Here is a 15,179-nt window from a genome sequence, read left to right on the forward strand (position 1 = left end):
AATTGAAATGAAAGGGGTTACAAAATATGTTAGGTTTTTTACAGAAAATCGGTAAATCACTTATGCTTCCGATTGCGGTAATGCCAGCAGCGGCATTGCTTTTACGCTTAGGGCAAGACGATTTGTTGGGGATACCATTTATGGCAAAGGCAGGAGACGCTATTTTCGCCAATTTAGCTTTATTATTTGCGATTGGAGTGGCAATCGGTTTATCTAAAGATGGGAATGGTGCAGCAGCTCTTGCAGGTGCAATAGGGTTTTTTGTTTTAACAAATGGTGCACAAGCCATTAATGAAGAAATTAATATGGGTGTATTAGGTGGGATCTTATCAGGTATTGTAGCAGGGCTCTTATATAATCGTTATTCAGAAATTAAATTACCTGATTGGCTAGGATTTTTCGGTGGTAGACGATTTGTTCCCATTATTACCTCCTTAAGTATGCTCATTCTCGCAGGAATTTTTGGGTATGTTTGGCCTCCGATTCAAGATGGAATTAATGCTGTAGGACAGTGGATTGTTGATGCAGGTGCTTTTGGGGTTGGAGTATTCGGTTTCTTAAACAGAATGCTTATTCCGATTGGCCTTCACCATGTATTAAATACACTTGTTTGGTTTGAATTTGGAGAGTTTACAAATGCAGCTGGAGAAATTGTAAAAGGTGACCTTCATCGCTTCTTTGCTGGGGACCCGAATGCCGGAATCTTTATGGCTGGTTTCTTCCCAATCATGATGTTCGGTCTTCCAGGAGCTGCATTAGCTATAATTGCAGCGGCAAAGCCAGATAAAAGGAAACAAATATCAGGGGCACTTATCGGTTTAGCTTTTACATCTTTCTTAACAGGTATTACTGAGCCAATTGAATTTTCGTTCATGTTCTTATCTCCATTGTTATATGTTATCCATGCGATCTTAACAGGAATATCATTTGCTGTCGTTAATACTCTCGGGATCCTTCATGGGTTTGGATTTTCAGCGGGGGCACTTGATTACATTTTGAATTTTGGAATAGCAACTAAACCGCTGATATTAATAGTAGTTGGTTTAATCTACGCTGTCATCTATTTTGTTATCTTCTACTTCTTGATTAAGAAACTAGATCTTAAAACACCAGGTCGAGAAGATGATGTGGAAGATGAGGATTCAGATTCAAGTGCAGGCTCAGATGGATATGATCAAACAGCCGAGCGCTATCTATCTGCATTAGGTGGAAAAGATAATTTATATACGATTGATAACTGTGTTACACGACTACGTCTAAAAGTAAAAGATATGTCAAAAGTAGATGAAGCCGCTCTAAAGAAATCGGGAGCAAAAGGGGTCATTAAATTAAATCAAACAGACCTTCAAGTCGTAGTTGGTACGAATGTAGAGTTCGTTGCAGATGCAATGAAGAAACAATAGCTAAATGGAGACACCTCGTTTTTGCGGGGGGTCTTTTTTTTATACTTGTCGGGGCTGTTCGAGGCGCTTCCACTTTTCTATGTGTCCAGCTCCAGCGCCTAGGTACTCGAGACATAAGTCAAGCCACCATGAAAGGAAAAAGACACTCTTTCTTGGTGGCTCGCCTTATGCTTGTCGGAGCTGTTCGATTTCGGGTCTAGCTAAACATAGAAGTACTATGCATTGGTTGTAAGCGTGCATTTGGATCCATGTAAGCTTTAGCATTGTTTACTGCTGTAGGTGCTTCACCGAATCCACAGGCAATAAGTTTCACTTTCCCTTCATACGTGCAGATATCGCCTGCAGCATAAATGCCAGGAATATTGGTTTCCATTTTGGAATTTACAACAATGGAGTTCTTCTCAATCTCGAGTTCCCAATCTTTAATAGGTCCTAGAGAGGAGACGAAACCAAAGTTGACGATAAGCTCATCGACATCAAGTACTTCCCTTGCTTCACCACGGACTTCCTCAAGCACCAATTGAGAGATTCTTTCCCCATCCCCAATTAATTCATTCGGTACAAATGGTGTTTTGATTTCTACAGAGGATTTATGAAGGTTTTCAACACTATGTTCATGGGCACGGAACTTGTCCCTTCTATGAACTAGACTGACCTTTTCTGCGATAGGCTCAAGCATCAATGCCCAATCGACAGCAGAATCACCGCCACCACAAATCACTACTTTTTTATCTTTAAAGTAATTTAAATTATCAATAAAATAGTGCATGTTTTTCCCTTCATATGTAGAGGCATTCTCCAGCTCTAATCTCCTTGGTTGGAAAGCACCATTTCCAGCTGTAATAATAATGGTCTTAGAATAATGAATTTCCTTATCTGTTGTTAACTTGAACACACTGTCAGCTTGTCTTTCCACTTGTTCAACGGCTTGATCAAGACTGACGGTAGGTTCAAATTTAGCCATTTGTTCCTTTAAGTTGTCTACCAGCTCCTGTGCTTTTACTTTAGGAAAACCTGCCACGTCATAAATATATTTTTCAGGATATAATGTTGCTAATTGACCACCAAGTTGTGGAAGACTTTCTATGATTTTTACGCTTGCTTTTCTCATTCCACCGTAAAAAGCAGTGAACAGCCCGGTAGGACCTCCACCAATAATAGTAATATCATAAACCTTCTGATCTTCTTTCAACATAATCCCTCCAATGCTTTTCAACAACGATCTATTCAATTTTAACATACTAAGCTTAGGTGCCTCACATAAAACGCATAAAACGAATAAATAATTACGAATTATCAGGTAAATCCAATTTTATTTTCTTAATATTCTTAAGTTTGATTATTTCATTAGAACATCTTGAAAAAGGAATGTAAAAAGAATAATATGTAATATAGGCATAATATTAAGATTTTATGACATTTTTCGCAACTTTTTTGTGGTAGTTCGTGAAATTCGTCACATACTTTATTTCTTATTAATAAAATTTTTATATGCGGTTGAAAATAAGGTTAACTACATCGCAAATATACTGTAAAGGTGGATGTCTCTTGAGAAAGCCAAAGATTGTCGTATTAGGTGCAGGATACGGTGGATTGATGACAGTTACACGTCTTCAAAAACAATTGAGTCACGATGAAGCAGATATCGTTTTAATTAATAAAAACGATTACCATTATGAAACAACTTGGTTACATGAAGCTTCTGCTGGTACTCTACATCATGATCGAGTTCGTTATGATATTAGCGAAGTCATTAATCGCAGCAAAGTAAATTTTGTACAAGCAACTGTTGAAGATATTAAAACAGAAGAAAAGAAAGTCTTCACGAGTGAAGGCGAAGTTGAGTATGATTATTTAGTCATCGCACTTGGTGCTGTATCTGAGACGTTCGGAATTAAAGGCTTGCATGAACACGCTTTCATGATTGCTAATATTAATTCTGCTCGTCAAATTCGTGAACATATTGAATATCAATTCGCTACTTATAAGAATGAAGAAGAGAAAAAGGATGAGCGATTAACGATTATAGTCGGTGGTGCCGGATTCACTGGAATTGAATTCCTTGGTGAGCTTGGAAACCGTGTTCCAGAGCTTTGCAAAGAGTATGATGTTGATCCTAAGAAAGTACGTATTGTCTGTGTAGAAGCGGCTCCAATGATTCTACCAGGATTTGATCCAGAACTAGTTAAGTATGCTAGAGCGAAATTAGAGAAAAAAGGAATTGAGTTCAGTATCGGAACTCCGCTTAAAGAAGCAAAAGCTGATTCTGTCATCATCTCTAAGGGGGAGGATGAAGTAGAAGAAATCAAGGCTGGCACAATTGTTTGGGCCGCTGGTGTTCGTGGAAACCCAGTCATTGAAAAGGCTGGAATCGAAAACATGAGAGCTCGTGTTAAAGTCGAAAAGGATTTAAGGGCTCCAGGTCATGATAATATTTTCATCATTGGTGACTGTTCATTAATGATTAATGAAGAAATTGATCGTCCATACCCTCCAACTGCTCAGATTGCTATGCAGCAAGGGGAAGTATGTGCAAACAATATTATTTCTCTGTTAAAAGGAAATGATGAAGGACTAACGGCTTTCACTCCAGATATTAAAGGGACTGTTTGTTCATTAGGAGAAGACGATGCCATTGGTCTTGTATACGGTAAAAAGCTTATGGGTACAAAAGCTTCCTTTATGAAGAAAGTGGTTGATAACCGTGCCCTTCATATGATCGGTGGAACATCACTCGTATTCAAAAAAGGTAAATTTAAATTCTTCTAAAATTTAATATTACTAAAGGGTTAGACAGATAAGGCAATACGCCTTAGAAGTCACCCTTTTTTTTAGAATAGGAGAGAGGTTGATGTCAAGAGGGAATATTTGGATTGCTGTCGCAGGGCTGATTGTTGATTCAAAGGGAAGGTGGCTGGTTGTTAAGAAAAAATACAGTGGTCTTAAAGGAATGTGGTCGATTCCAGCTGGGTTTGTTCAGGAAGGTGAGACTCTAGACGAGGCAGTTGTAAGAGAAGTAAAAGAAGAAACTGGACTTTCAAGTGATGTAATAGGCGTATTTGGTCTAAGAACAGGTGTGATTAAAAATAAAATCAGTGACAATATGATTATCTTCACTTTATGCCTCAAAGGATGAAAACGAAGCTATTATTGTTCAAGAAAAAGAGCTTTCCGAGGTACAATGGATAAGCACGGACGTCTTAAAGCGCGATCCTTCTACTTCTGTCATGATTCGAGAGATGATTAAGTTTGATTTAAGTTCTATAAAAAGCGGTCTAGAAGGAATTAACCCTGGAAATCATTTTGGCTACACGAATTACAAATTGTTTTTATAATATTCTGAAATTTTTAGAAATAACGAGATTTAAAGAGAAATGACAGTTTGTATGCGTTTTCTTGAGGGGAGATTGTCATTTTTGTCCCTTTCTTATTTATTTAAAAGGTGATATATTATCAGAAAATTAAATAAATACTTCAGAAAAGGAGAGGGATAGAACGATGAGAACTACACTCGAAACACAAACAAAGAAATGTGAATACTGCTCTGGGAAAGGTTACTTCCAACTCGTTCTTGGCGGCTCTGAGACTTGTCCTTGTTGCTGCGGAAGCGGAAAAAATACAAATCAATCATCATAATTAAGATAGAGAGGGATTGGCCGTCATTGGTCAGTCTCTCTATTTTTTTGTGCGGTTTGAGGTGCTTCTGTTTTTCTTTGTCTAACTCCAGCGCGTAGGTTCTCAAGTCCTAAAAAGAATTATGAAACCGTGAAACAGTGAGAAAGACGAAATGATGGTATAAAAAGGGGTGTTTGATACCGTGAAACTGTGAAAAAGCTGAAACAAGGGCATTAAAAGAGTGCTTTATAGACGTGAAACTATGCGATTCCTGAAATGACATCATAAAACGAGTCACCTAGTAAGAAAAAATTCCCCTTCCTAGGTGACCCGCCTTATGCTTGTCAGGCCTGTTCAAGGCGCTTCCGCTTTTCTAGTGTCCAGCTCCAGCGCCTAGGCCTTCGAGACATAAGCCAAGCCACCTAGAAAGGGAAAAGGCACCCTTTCTAGGTGACTCGTCTTATGCTTGTCAGGCCTGTTCAAAGCGCTTCCGCTTATCTAGTAATTGTGGTGAATTTGTGAAGAATTTTCTACTTTATTGACGTTCGTCCCATGATTTTAGTACACTTGTCTTTAGTGTGTATGGAGGTGCAGGACGATGCAGATGGGTCTCCCCGTGATCATCATTTCAATGCTATTGTTTTTAGTGTTGTTTTTCGGTATTGGCTTTTTGTTGAATATGTTACTTAGAATGACATGGATTATGGCATTTATTTACCCTATAATAACGATTCTTATTGTAGATGAAGTACGTTTTATCGAATACTTCCGTGATTCACAAGAAGCTTTTTCTAGTTTGGGTGTAAAATTGGCTTCTTTAACGGTTGCAGATATATTAATTTTGGCAAGTGGACTGGCAGGAGCCATTCTTTCTGGAGTGACCATGAAAACCTTACGAAAAAAAGGCTATAGAATGTTTTAATTAGTTAGACTTCCTGTTATTAAAGGAGGTCTTTTTTTGTGTTCAGAATACGTGTCTATCCACCGTAATGTAAGGCTTATACAATGGAATTAACATAAAAACACCATTAAGTATTTAGAACATTTCGACTCTTTAATAATAATTTATGAATATTTCTTCTCAAGTTAGGAAAGTAATAGATTTGGGAGGAGTGAAATGATGAAATTTCTTAAAACATGGTCCAAACGATGGTTGATGACTATTCTTGTCGTTCTGGCACTATCAGCAACATTCCAATCTATCACTGGAGTAAAAGCAAGCTCATTGCCGAAATGGTTATTAGAAACTCATAATGGTGAAAATGTAGAGGAGCATGCTATGAAGCCAGTTTCGCTTACATTTAAAGTATTAAAGCGATTTGCACAAGGAAAAACACAAATTTCTTCTGCAGAAGCCGTTACAAATGAGCCATTAACCTTAATAGATTCGATTGATTGGACACAATACGAAAAAGATACGGTAGTTGCAACGGGGTATACGGCTGGGATAGAATCCACAGGAAAAAGCCCAGGACATCCAGGGTATGGAATTACATATTCGGGGGTAAAAGTAAAACGTGATCTTTATTCAACCATTGCGGCAGACTTAGACGTTTATCCTATTGGTACGATTCTTTTTATACCAGGATACGGTTTTGGAGTGGTCGCAGATAAAGGTAGCGCCATCAATGGAAACGAGCTTGATCTATACTATAAGACGGTTGATGATGTGTTTAACGAATGGGGAAAGAAAACCCTTGAAGTGTTCGTGATTCAAAAAGGGAATGGAACTTTAACTGAAGAAGATTTGATTGCTTTAAATGAAAATGAAGAAATGCAGGTCTTTAGACAACAATATATCTCTCCTGAAGAGGAATAATAGATAAAAGCGGCTGATCCCAAATCGAAGGCGACTACATCCATATTAAAGAACATCTTATATAGAAGATGTTCCTGAGGCCTTCTGGGGACAGCCTATTATGATTAGAAAGTCATGATGATTTGAATACAAGATCATTATAAATCGAGGGATGTAATTTCTTCCCCAGCTGTAATGCTCCTTTAAGTAATTGTGGAGATGGCCGACAATACAAAGCCTCTTCAAGGATTAGTATTTTATCCTCTTTAATAGCCTTCAAGCTGTCCCATCCTGGTCTTTTCTTTACTACTTTAGGGTTAACCTTCTGTGTTTGAACACCAACCCATGCTAGACATATGTAATCAGGATTTCGGTTATATACGTCTGTCCAATCGGTTTGAACACTAGCAAGTTCTACATCTTCAAAGCTATTATGACCCCCTGCAAGGGAGCTTAATTCTGTTAGCCAATTGATTTTCCCTGGTGTAAAAACAGGTTTTGGCCACCATTCCCAATAAAGGGTTGGTGGTGTGGTCACTTTTTCAGCTCTTTCTTTTAAGAGCTCTATAAAATTGTAAAACTCCCGCTGCTTCTCTTCTGCATATTGAGGTATTCCACATGCTTTTCCTATTGTCAACAGATCATCCGCAATGTCTGAAAAACTCTGTGGGTTTAGCACAATATAGGGCAATTTCCGCTTTTTTAGTTCTTCGATATTCTTTTCCATTCCTGGTACACTTAATGAGGCTACGACTAGGTCGGGTTCAAGCTTTTCTACCTTTTCCATATCAATGGATAGGTCTGGACCGAGTCTCGGAAGATGGGTGATTTCTTCTGGGAAATCTGAATAATCATCTACGCCTACAATGGAGGGGGTTAAATCTAAGTAATCCAGAATTTCCGTGTTACTTGGACATATTGAAACAATTCTCATTTGTGAAGCCTCCTATGTGTGGATCAAATAGTGAAGGAGTAGAGTAAGCAGGATTCCTGAAAGGCCACCAAAAAAAACCTCAATAGGCTTATGGCCTAACAATTCTTTTAATTCTTTCTGTTTTTCCTGTTCCGCCTTCTTTTGCCAACCCTTTGCTTCCTCAACAAATCGTTGGAAATCCCCCATAAGTTGATTTAATACAATCGCTTGTTCCCCTGCTTGTCTGCGAACGCCTGTTGCATCAAACATAGTGATAATAGCAAAAACAGCTGCAATAGCAAATATAGGTGATGCAAGACTTGTTTCTAAGGCAACACCTGTTGCAAGTGCCGTTACAGCAGCCGAGTGGGAGCTTGGCATCCCACCTGTCGATGTTAGTAATGACCAATCAAGCTGCCTGGTCGCAATAAACTGAATGGGTACTTTCACGAATTGGGCAAAGAATATAGCGATTAGTGCCGCCCAGAGTGGGAAATTCAAGAAGAGATCCATGCTGTACGTATACATCCTTTCTAAATGACTTTCCTAAAAGTTAATGCTCCCATTATAACACAGAAAGTTTTGAAAGCTTATTGATAAACTTAATTAGATAGTCGAAATAATTTCATTTTTTAGATATAATTTAATTGGAGGTGTAGGGATGAAATTTTCAGTAAAAAATGAAGCATTTTATAATCGTTCATCTGATTGTGTGGTGGTTGGTTTATTTAACAAGCCTACCTTTACTGGTGAGTTGACTTCTCTTGATGAAAGTTTAAATGGGATGTTAACGGATTTTGTGAAGGAAGGAGATCTTTCATCTAAACTTAAAGGGATTTCAAAAATACATACATTTGGAAAATTACCAACCAAACGACTCCTATTTGTAGGACTAGGAAAAGAAAAGAATTTAACGTTTGATACTGTCAGAGAAGCATTAGGGGTAGCTGCAAAAACATTAAAAAAAATGAAAGTCACTTCGGTTTCCATTGCCGTTGATACTTTTGTTACAGACAGCATACTAGCATCCGATATTGCTCATGCTTTTAGTGAATCATTTACGATGGCTACCTATGAGTTTCATGGTTATAAAAAGAAGTCAAATGAGCCAGAAGTTAGTATAGAAGAGGTTGTCGCCCTTACAAAAGAAGATCCAGAAGAAACTCATGCAGCACTTCAAGTAGGATATGCCCATGGAAAAGGGGTTAATTCAGCCCGAACACTTGTCAACACGCCTGGGAACATGCTGACGTCTACAAAGCTTTCAGAATATGCACTAGAGTTAGCCAAAAAATATGAATTTGAAGTAGAAATCCTAGATAAAGAGGATATGGAAAGATTGGGGATGGGCGCCCTTCTTGCCGTCAATCAAGGATCTATAGAGCCCCCTAAGATGATCGTTCTAAAACATCAAGGAAAGGATCAATGGGAGGATGTCATCGGACTTGTCGGAAAAGGGATCACCTTTGATACTGGTGGATACTCTTTAAAACCAAAGGATGGCATCGTAGGAATGAAGACGGATATGGGTGGTGCTGCAGCAGTTCTAGGCGCTATGGAGATTATTGGAGAGCTTCGTCCTGAACAAAACGTCGTGGCAGTCATCCCTTCTACAGATAACATGGTGAGTGGAGCTGCCTTTAAACCAGACGACGTGATTACATCAATGAGTGGAAAAACGATTGAAGTATTAAACACAGATGCAGAAGGTCGTTTAGCACTTGCAGACGGTATATCCTATGCTAAGCATCATGGAGCCGATTATATTGTAGATGTGGCGACATTAACTGGCGGAGTCATTGTTGCTTTAGGAACGGATAAAACGGGAGCAATGACGAATAATGAAACTTTCTTCGAACAGGTTCTAGAATCATCATTTGAAGCTGGTGAATTCATTTGGCGACTTCCGTATACGGACAATGATAAAAAGCGTGTCCGAAACAGCAAGATAGCTGATTTGAATAACTCTCCAGGAAGAGAAGGTCATGCGATCATGGGGGGAGCGTTTGTTGGAGAATTTGTTGAAAACACCCCTTGGGTCCATCTGGATATTGCTGGTACGGCAACTTCTAAAGCCGACCATGAGCTTGGTCCGTCTGGTGGAACTGGGGTTATGGCGCGCACCCTTGCCTTACTCGTTGAACGCTTTGAAATAGTTGAATAGAAGCTGATAAACAAGGTTAACCTCAGGTTAACCTTGTTTATTTCATTGACACTCTTTAGTAATTTACCAAGATAAAGCATTGACAAAATAAATTTTATTTTGTTATAGTGGAAAATGTATTTTAACACTCTACCAATTTAGTGGATTAAAGGATTTTTTTAGATATTACTTACAACGAGAGGGGAACTTTACAGATGAATGCAGTCATTGTTGCTGTCCTTGTGATGCTGTTATTAAGTCTATTCCGTGTGAATGTGGTGTTTGCACTTATAGCAGGAGCCTTAGTAGGGGGCATTACAGGTGGATTAGGAATGAAAGAAACGATGATTATTTTTTCAGAAGGAATTGGTGGAGGAGCCAATATTGCCTTAAGCTATGCCTTACTTGGAGGATTTGCAGTGGCGATCTCTTATACCGGGATTCCTAATCTACTAGTAGAATTTGTTTTGAAAATTGTTGGAGGGCGAAATGACTCTCAAAGAAAGGCTTTGTCTAAAGCACTTATCGTTTTATTTCTTTTATCAATAGCCTGTTTTTCGCAAAATATTATCCCCATTCATATTGCGTTTATTCCAATATTAATTCCGCCGTTATTGAAAGTGATGACGGAATTACAAATGGATCGTCGTATGATTGCATCTGTGTTGACTTTTGGATTAACCGCTCCTTACATTTTATTACCGTATGGATTTGGGTTCATGTTCCATGAAATTATTGCTCAAAATATGGATGCTAGTGGAATGGCAATTGATATGGCAGATATACCAAAAGCCATGCTTCTTCCAGTAGGGGGAATGGTTATCGGTTTATTAGTAGCAATCTTTGTTTCATATCGAAAACCTAGAAGCTATCAAAATCTATCTTACGTAGCTAAAGAAGAGTCTTCAAACCAGTATTCTAAAAAGGGAATCGTATTTGCTTTTCTCTCCATTATTGCTGCCCTTTATGTTCAATTAACTTTTGAATCTATGATTTTCGGAGCTTTAGCAGGAATCACAGTATTATATGTGAGCGGCTCCATTAAATGGAGTGAGGCAGATACATTGCTAAACGATGGAATGAAAATGATGGCGTTTATAGGATTTGTTATGATCGCAGCAGCCGGTTTTGCTAAAGTCATTCAGGAGACGGGGCATGTGGAGTCCCTTGTAGAAGCGACGGCAGGTCTAATTGGAAGAAACCAATCTCTAGCGGCCATTTTAATGCTAATAGTAGGGCTGCTTGTGACGATGGGCATCGGCTCATCCTTTGCAACGATTCCAATCATCGCTACAATCTTTGTTCCACTAGCATTAGAATTAGGATTTAGCCCATTAGGCACAATTGCTATCATAGGGACAGCAGGTGCTCTTGGGGATGCAGGATCACCAGCGTCAGATTCAACACTTGGACCAACAGCTGGGCTAAACGTAGATGGACAGCATAACCACATTTGGGATACATGTGTTCCAACCTTTTTACACTACAATATCCCTTTGATTTTGTTTGGATGGTTAGCGGCTGTAATGTTGTAAAAGTACAAACCATAGATGAAATCTTTCATTTAAACTATGCTTCTAATTTGTCTATAGAACATGAGATAGATGCCCACTCCTTCATAGCGGCTTTTGCATAAATAAGTATGGAAGGCCTATAGAAGAGAAGGAGGTACAGCTTGTATGAATGATTTTAGAATACCATTTGGTGGCTACGGAGGGTTCGGAAGACGACGGTTTTTCTTCGGAGGACCATTTATTGGTGGATTTCTTGGGGGGGCATTAGCGAGTACGTTATTCTACCCAAGACCATACCCGTACTACTATCCACCATACCCGTATTATCCATACCCATATTATTACTAAACCAAGAAGGGCGCTTAATGGCGCCCTTTTGTAGTGGAAAAAACCTATTGGTGGTTCCTGGTGATAGACGTTTTTGAGTATCGCTATGTGATCTTTAGTTCGTTTTTTATTATTATCAGTTTAGAGATGGGCCAATAGAAAATAGCCTTCCAAATTCAGCTCCAGCGTAAATTTACTACTAAGTGGCAACAGTCATTTTGAGAGGATCTGTCCTCAAATGTAAGATGGAGTCCATCAGGAGTGAATCTAACCTCTGGCTGAATAGTAATGCCTGTAGTCCGAATTAATTGTTTGACTTCTTCTGTTTTTGATTGCTGAGCGGCATCCATCAATTGATAAGTTAACTCTTTAGATCCTGAAAACCTTTGGACCAATTTTTTGGCTTCGTCCATCAAAGGTAACATCCTTTTCGATGAATCAATAAATATCTTTGTCTCAACGGGTGGGAATGGCCTGTATCTATGCCTCCAAGCAGAGTTTCGATGTAACGGGTTCGATCGTCTTCGATAAGAGAAAAAGGGATGATAGCGGTACATAATGGCCCCCTTCCATAAAAAATGAATGGCAAAAACACCATCCGGATTATTTACAAATATATGCCAACAACCAAAAGAAAAGAACAATACAAAAAGGACAACCAATCAACGCACTAAAGCATTACCTCACCGCGGGACGGTTCTCGAATACGTTAATACTTTAACGCATTCGAGAACCGTCCCGCGGTGCTTTAGTGTGTTATAGATAACACGATTTTTGAAGGGTTTTTGGTTGTTTTATCGAATGTGATAGAGTGGATGTTATTTATAGGAGGCTTTGAGAGATGGAATATCAAGATACATTAATTAAAACGCTAGGAATGGAGTTTGTTGAATTAGGGAAAGGAAAGGTAATCGCGACGATGCCTGTAAATGAAAATACAAAACAGCCATTTGGTTTCTTGCATGGGGGAGCATCTGTTGCCTTAGCAGAAACGGTTGCAAGTGTTGGTGCGGTAAATCTTATTGATTTAGACAAAGAGATTTGCTTTGGCCTTGAAATCAATGCCAATCATATAAAGGCGAAGCGAGATGGGATCGTTACCGCAACGGGTACGGTTATTCATCAGGGGAAAAGTACTATGGTTTGGGATATCAAGATCACCGACGAAGAAGACCAATTAATTTGTATTTCACGTTGCACGATGGCCGTCGTTCCTAAAAAATAACCATAACTAAGTGATTTAGATGGTCATCGATATAATTTTAAGCAGTGAGACCTCTTAGAAGTCTCACTGCTTTTTTAGTACAGTTATAATATAAGAATACAAGGATAGGGGAGACGAATTAAGAAAGCAATGGGAATTAAAATTTGCAGGTACCATTAGACCTTCACAAAAAAGAAAAATAAACGTTAGCTCATTTTTATTGCATGTATTTAGCTTTAAAAAATTATCTTGCTAAGAAAAAGAAAAGGCCATTCAAGCATTTGATCATGATGATAAAAGGGAATGTTACATTTTCTTTCAACATGATTTAAACGCCTTAAAGCTTCAAATGCATATAAGATACAAGCGCGAGATTTTGATATAACAATCAATGATCTATATATTGTAGATAGATTTTACATGGACATACGTACGAATCCATGAAAATAATTGTGGCCATTATTTTTATAAAAAGACATAAAGGAATTCCTTTTATTCTTCAAAAATAAAAGGGGAATATTTTGGAGTGTTTAAGGGGGAAAAGGTTTCTAACTCCAGCGCTTGCTTAAGGAGCTTTTCTTATGTTTACTCATTCTAAAAAAGGGAATGAGTTAAAAAACGAAAGGAGTGAAGACTAAAATGAGCTGGACGAAATCAGATTACCCCAATTCATTTAAAAATCTTCCTACTAAAGTGCGTAATAAAGCAATAGAAATTGCTAATGCCTTATTAGATGAAGGCTATGAAGAAGGACGGGTTATAGCCATTGCAACTGAACAGGCTAGGAAAAATAAAGAAGGACAAAAGGATAAAAAACAGTATCATGTTAAGACTCATGAAAATGGCTGGCAATTAATCAAAGAGGACGGGAAACAAGCTATATTAGTAGAAGATACGAAGGAAATTCTTCTAGAGGAAGCAAAACAGTATGCTAACAAAAAAGAAGGAATCCTAGTGGTTCATCGTCAGGATGGATCGGTAGAAAAAAGGCTTTATGAAGCTTAAAATGAGTAGAAAAAAAGACTGTCCCTCTAAAAGGAGTCCGAAGCCTACAATGTTCATCAATATAAGAAGAGGTTCTTATATTGTGAAGTAGTGATTCTGACGCTCCCTTCGGGACAGCCTTTTTCCAATAGGAAAATTTCTATAACTCTTTATGATCTTGCTTTTTCTTCATATTCTTTCTTATGCTTTAAATCATCTTGAACACTCTTATCCCAGAGCTTGACTCCCGAATGATAAGCCGCTCTTGAAATTAAATGACCAGCTACTGGAGCGGTAATGAAAATAAACACAATCGCTAATAATAACTTAGAGTTAAAATGCCCGTGTTCACTATAAAAGTACAAAAATGTTCCTAATAATATCGACATTACCCCAAGTGTTGCTGCTTTTGATGCAGCATGATTTCGGGTATATACATCAGGAAGCCGTAATAGACCAAACGCTGTGACAAGACTTAGAAAAGCTCCAAAGAGGAGTAGGAATCCGATAATAATACTAATAATCACGCTCACGTTCAATAATCTCCCCTTTCTCTAAAAACTTCGAAAAGGCAACGGTTCCAATGAAAGCTAATATTCCAATTAATAGAATAACATCTAGAAAGGCAAAGGTATCGAGAATTAATGATATTAACGCGATAATGGCGACAAGACCCATTCCAATCGCATCAAGTGCCACGACCCGGTCAGGTGTGGTTGGTCCTTTTATTACCCTATACAAAAACCCAAGCATGGATAATGAGACGCATACTAGTGTAATTTGAATAATGATCTCTAGCATTAGCGACTCACCTCCTTAATGGCTTTCTCGAATGTATTTTTTATTTCATTGACCGCTTCATCTGCATCTGGCATGTCAATGGAATGAATGTAAAGAATTTTATTATCAAATGATATATCAACAACCAGTGTACCAGGAGTTAAAGTGATTAGGTTAGCCAAAACGGTAATTTCCCAGTCAGACTTTAATTCTGTCGGTAGGGCAAAAATTCCAGGTTTTATTTCTAGCTTTGGTCTGATAATCGCCATTAGAACCGAAATATTGGCAAGAATCAATTCTTTTATAAATAAGACAATCAGGCTGATAATCGCCCAAACACGCAGCAAATAAAATCGCCCTGTAAAAAATCTTCTAAATGCAAAGATGATTAGCAATCCAAGAAGAAACCCAATGAAAAAGGATTTGGATGTAAAGGACACAGACAAAAACATCCAAATAAAGGCGAGAAAAAAGTTCAATAATAGTTGAAAAGCCATT

Annotated in this window: 16 protein-coding genes and 1 pseudogene; 10 read left to right on the top strand and 7 right to left on the bottom strand. The window is 38.3% G+C overall.

Going from position 1 to position 15,179, the window contains the following annotated elements; all coding sequences use genetic code 11:
• Positions 1 to 26: 26 nt before the first annotated feature.
• Complete coding sequence (nagE, locus tag JOC86_RS13470) at positions 27 to 1,403, top strand: N-acetylglucosamine-specific PTS transporter subunit IIBC (RefSeq protein ID WP_205173350.1); 1,377 nt, start codon at positions 27 to 29, stop codon at positions 1,401 to 1,403.
• Positions 1,404 to 1,599: 196 nt separating this feature from the next.
• Here the strand turns inward: nagE and JOC86_RS13475 are convergent, their stop codons facing one another.
• Positions 1,600 to 2,595: an NAD(P)/FAD-dependent oxidoreductase gene (locus JOC86_RS13475; protein ID WP_205173351.1), complete on the bottom strand. Its 996-nt coding sequence runs from the start codon at positions 2,593 to 2,595 to the stop codon at positions 1,600 to 1,602.
• Between the two features lie 356 nt (positions 2,596 to 2,951).
• Here JOC86_RS13475 and JOC86_RS13480 point away from each other — a divergent pair, with 356 nt between their 5' ends.
• The 5 genes and pseudogenes from JOC86_RS13480 (at position 2,952) to JOC86_RS13500 (ending at position 6,837) form a co-directional block, all read left to right on the top strand.
• A complete protein-coding gene (locus tag JOC86_RS13480) occupies positions 2,952 to 4,172 on the top strand; it encodes an NAD(P)/FAD-dependent oxidoreductase (protein ID WP_205173352.1) in 1,221 nt (406 codons plus the stop codon).
• A gap of 79 nt (positions 4,173 to 4,251) precedes the next feature.
• A pseudogene (locus tag JOC86_RS13485) lies at positions 4,252 to 4,738 on the top strand (NUDIX domain-containing protein).
• Positions 4,739 to 4,901: 163 nt separating this feature from the next.
• On the top strand, positions 4,902 to 5,039 hold the full coding sequence (locus tag JOC86_RS13490) for a YuiA family protein (protein ID WP_205173353.1): 138 nt from the start codon (positions 4,902 to 4,904) through the stop codon (positions 5,037 to 5,039).
• A gap of 577 nt (positions 5,040 to 5,616) precedes the next feature.
• Positions 5,617 to 5,940, top strand: a complete 324-nt coding sequence (locus JOC86_RS13495; protein WP_205173354.1) for a YuiB family protein — start codon at positions 5,617 to 5,619, stop codon at positions 5,938 to 5,940.
• 198 nt (positions 5,941 to 6,138) lie between these two features.
• Positions 6,139 to 6,837, top strand: a complete 699-nt coding sequence (locus tag JOC86_RS13500) for a 3D domain-containing protein (RefSeq protein ID WP_205173355.1) — start codon at positions 6,139 to 6,141, stop codon at positions 6,835 to 6,837.
• Between the two features lie 112 nt (positions 6,838 to 6,949).
• On the opposite strand, the gene JOC86_RS13505 is transcribed toward JOC86_RS13500, so the two are convergent.
• A complete protein-coding gene (locus JOC86_RS13505) occupies positions 6,950 to 7,750 on the bottom strand; it encodes a cobalamin-binding protein (protein WP_205173357.1) in 801 nt (266 codons plus the stop codon).
• Positions 7,751 to 7,762: 12 nt separating this feature from the next.
• Complete coding sequence (locus JOC86_RS13510) at positions 7,763 to 8,242, bottom strand: divergent PAP2 family protein (protein WP_205173360.1); 480 nt, start codon at positions 8,240 to 8,242, stop codon at positions 7,763 to 7,765.
• Positions 8,243 to 8,390: 148 nt separating this feature from the next.
• On the opposite strand from JOC86_RS13510, the gene JOC86_RS13515 reads away from it, so the two are divergent.
• Together JOC86_RS13515 and JOC86_RS13520 are read left to right on the top strand one after the other, a co-directional pair.
• Entirely contained in the window at positions 8,391 to 9,893 is a 1,503-nt protein-coding gene (locus JOC86_RS13515) for a leucyl aminopeptidase (protein ID WP_205173361.1), read from the top strand.
• Between the two features lie 194 nt (positions 9,894 to 10,087).
• Positions 10,088 to 11,407: a Na+/H+ antiporter family protein gene (locus JOC86_RS13520; RefSeq protein WP_205173362.1), complete on the top strand. Its 1,320-nt coding sequence runs from the start codon at positions 10,088 to 10,090 to the stop codon at positions 11,405 to 11,407.
• A 482-nt stretch (positions 11,408 to 11,889) separates the two neighbouring features.
• Here the strand turns inward: JOC86_RS13520 and JOC86_RS25385 are convergent, their stop codons facing one another.
• The gene (locus tag JOC86_RS25385; RefSeq protein WP_472925691.1) at positions 11,890 to 12,270 is read right to left on the bottom strand and encodes a YuzC family spore coat inner layer protein; all 381 of its coding nucleotides are present in this window, start codon (positions 12,268 to 12,270) and stop codon (positions 11,890 to 11,892) included.
• 284 nt (positions 12,271 to 12,554) lie between these two features.
• Between JOC86_RS25385 and JOC86_RS13530 the strand changes: the two genes are divergently transcribed.
• Together JOC86_RS13530 and JOC86_RS13540 are read left to right on the top strand one after the other, a co-directional pair.
• Entirely contained in the window at positions 12,555 to 12,938 is a 384-nt protein-coding gene (locus tag JOC86_RS13530; protein ID WP_205173364.1) for a PaaI family thioesterase, read from the top strand.
• A 618-nt stretch (positions 12,939 to 13,556) separates the two neighbouring features.
• Entirely contained in the window at positions 13,557 to 13,922 is a 366-nt protein-coding gene (locus tag JOC86_RS13540; RefSeq protein ID WP_205173365.1) for a DUF2188 domain-containing protein, read from the top strand.
• Between the two features lie 149 nt (positions 13,923 to 14,071).
• Here JOC86_RS13540 and mnhG read toward each other — a convergent pair whose 3' ends face one another.
• Genes mnhG through JOC86_RS13555 form a run of 3 tightly spaced genes read right to left on the bottom strand, consistent with a single transcriptional unit; the run spans position 14,072 to position 15,178 of the window.
• Positions 14,072 to 14,434, bottom strand: a complete 363-nt coding sequence (gene mnhG, locus JOC86_RS13545; RefSeq protein ID WP_205173366.1) for a monovalent cation/H(+) antiporter subunit G — start codon at positions 14,432 to 14,434, stop codon at positions 14,072 to 14,074.
• Positions 14,418 to 14,702 carry a Na(+)/H(+) antiporter subunit F1 gene (locus JOC86_RS13550; RefSeq protein ID WP_205173367.1) on the bottom strand — a complete coding sequence of 95 codons (285 nt, stop codon included), beginning with the start codon at positions 14,700 to 14,702 and terminating at the stop codon, positions 14,418 to 14,420. The genes mnhG and JOC86_RS13550 overlap by 17 nt, the downstream gene beginning before the upstream one ends.
• Positions 14,702 to 15,178 (bottom strand): Na+/H+ antiporter subunit E, encoded by a 477-nt coding sequence (locus tag JOC86_RS13555; RefSeq protein WP_205173369.1) that lies wholly within the window; start codon positions 15,176 to 15,178, stop codon positions 14,702 to 14,704. The genes JOC86_RS13550 and JOC86_RS13555 overlap by 1 nt, the downstream gene beginning before the upstream one ends.
• Position 15,179: the final 1 nt, after the last annotated feature.

This window comes from Rossellomorea pakistanensis (assembly GCF_016908495.1).
In the GTDB taxonomy this organism is placed as follows: Bacteria; Bacillota; Bacilli; order Bacillales; family Bacillaceae_B; genus Rossellomorea; species Rossellomorea pakistanensis.

Coding starts and splice junctions, on each gene's coding strand:
- JOC86_RS13540 (WP_205173365.1), top strand. CDS start 13,557: ATGAGCTGGACGAAATCAGATTACCCCAATTCATTTAAAAATCTTCCT.
- JOC86_RS13515 (WP_205173361.1), top strand. CDS start 8,391: ATGAAATTTTCAGTAAAAAATGAAGCATTTTATAATCGTTCATCTGAT.
- JOC86_RS13555 (WP_205173369.1), bottom strand. CDS start 15,178: ATGGCTTTTCAACTATTATTGAACTTTTTTCTCGCCTTTATTTGGATG.
- JOC86_RS13530 (WP_205173364.1), top strand. CDS start 12,555: ATGGAATATCAAGATACATTAATTAAAACGCTAGGAATGGAGTTTGTT.
- JOC86_RS25385 (WP_472925691.1), bottom strand. CDS start 12,270: ATGTACCGCTATCATCCCTTTTTCTCTTATCGAAGACGATCGAACCCG.
- JOC86_RS13520 (WP_205173362.1), top strand. CDS start 10,088: ATGAATGCAGTCATTGTTGCTGTCCTTGTGATGCTGTTATTAAGTCTA.
- nagE (WP_205173350.1), top strand. CDS start 27: ATGTTAGGTTTTTTACAGAAAATCGGTAAATCACTTATGCTTCCGATT.
- JOC86_RS13490 (WP_205173353.1), top strand. CDS start 4,902: ATGAGAACTACACTCGAAACACAAACAAAGAAATGTGAATACTGCTCT.
- JOC86_RS13510 (WP_205173360.1), bottom strand. CDS start 8,242: ATGGATCTCTTCTTGAATTTCCCACTCTGGGCGGCACTAATCGCTATA.
- JOC86_RS13495 (WP_205173354.1), top strand. CDS start 5,617: ATGCAGATGGGTCTCCCCGTGATCATCATTTCAATGCTATTGTTTTTA.
- JOC86_RS13505 (WP_205173357.1), bottom strand. CDS start 7,750: ATGAGAATTGTTTCAATATGTCCAAGTAACACGGAAATTCTGGATTAC.
- JOC86_RS13500 (WP_205173355.1), top strand. CDS start 6,139: ATGAAATTTCTTAAAACATGGTCCAAACGATGGTTGATGACTATTCTT.
- JOC86_RS13550 (WP_205173367.1), bottom strand. CDS start 14,702: ATGCTAGAGATCATTATTCAAATTACACTAGTATGCGTCTCATTATCC.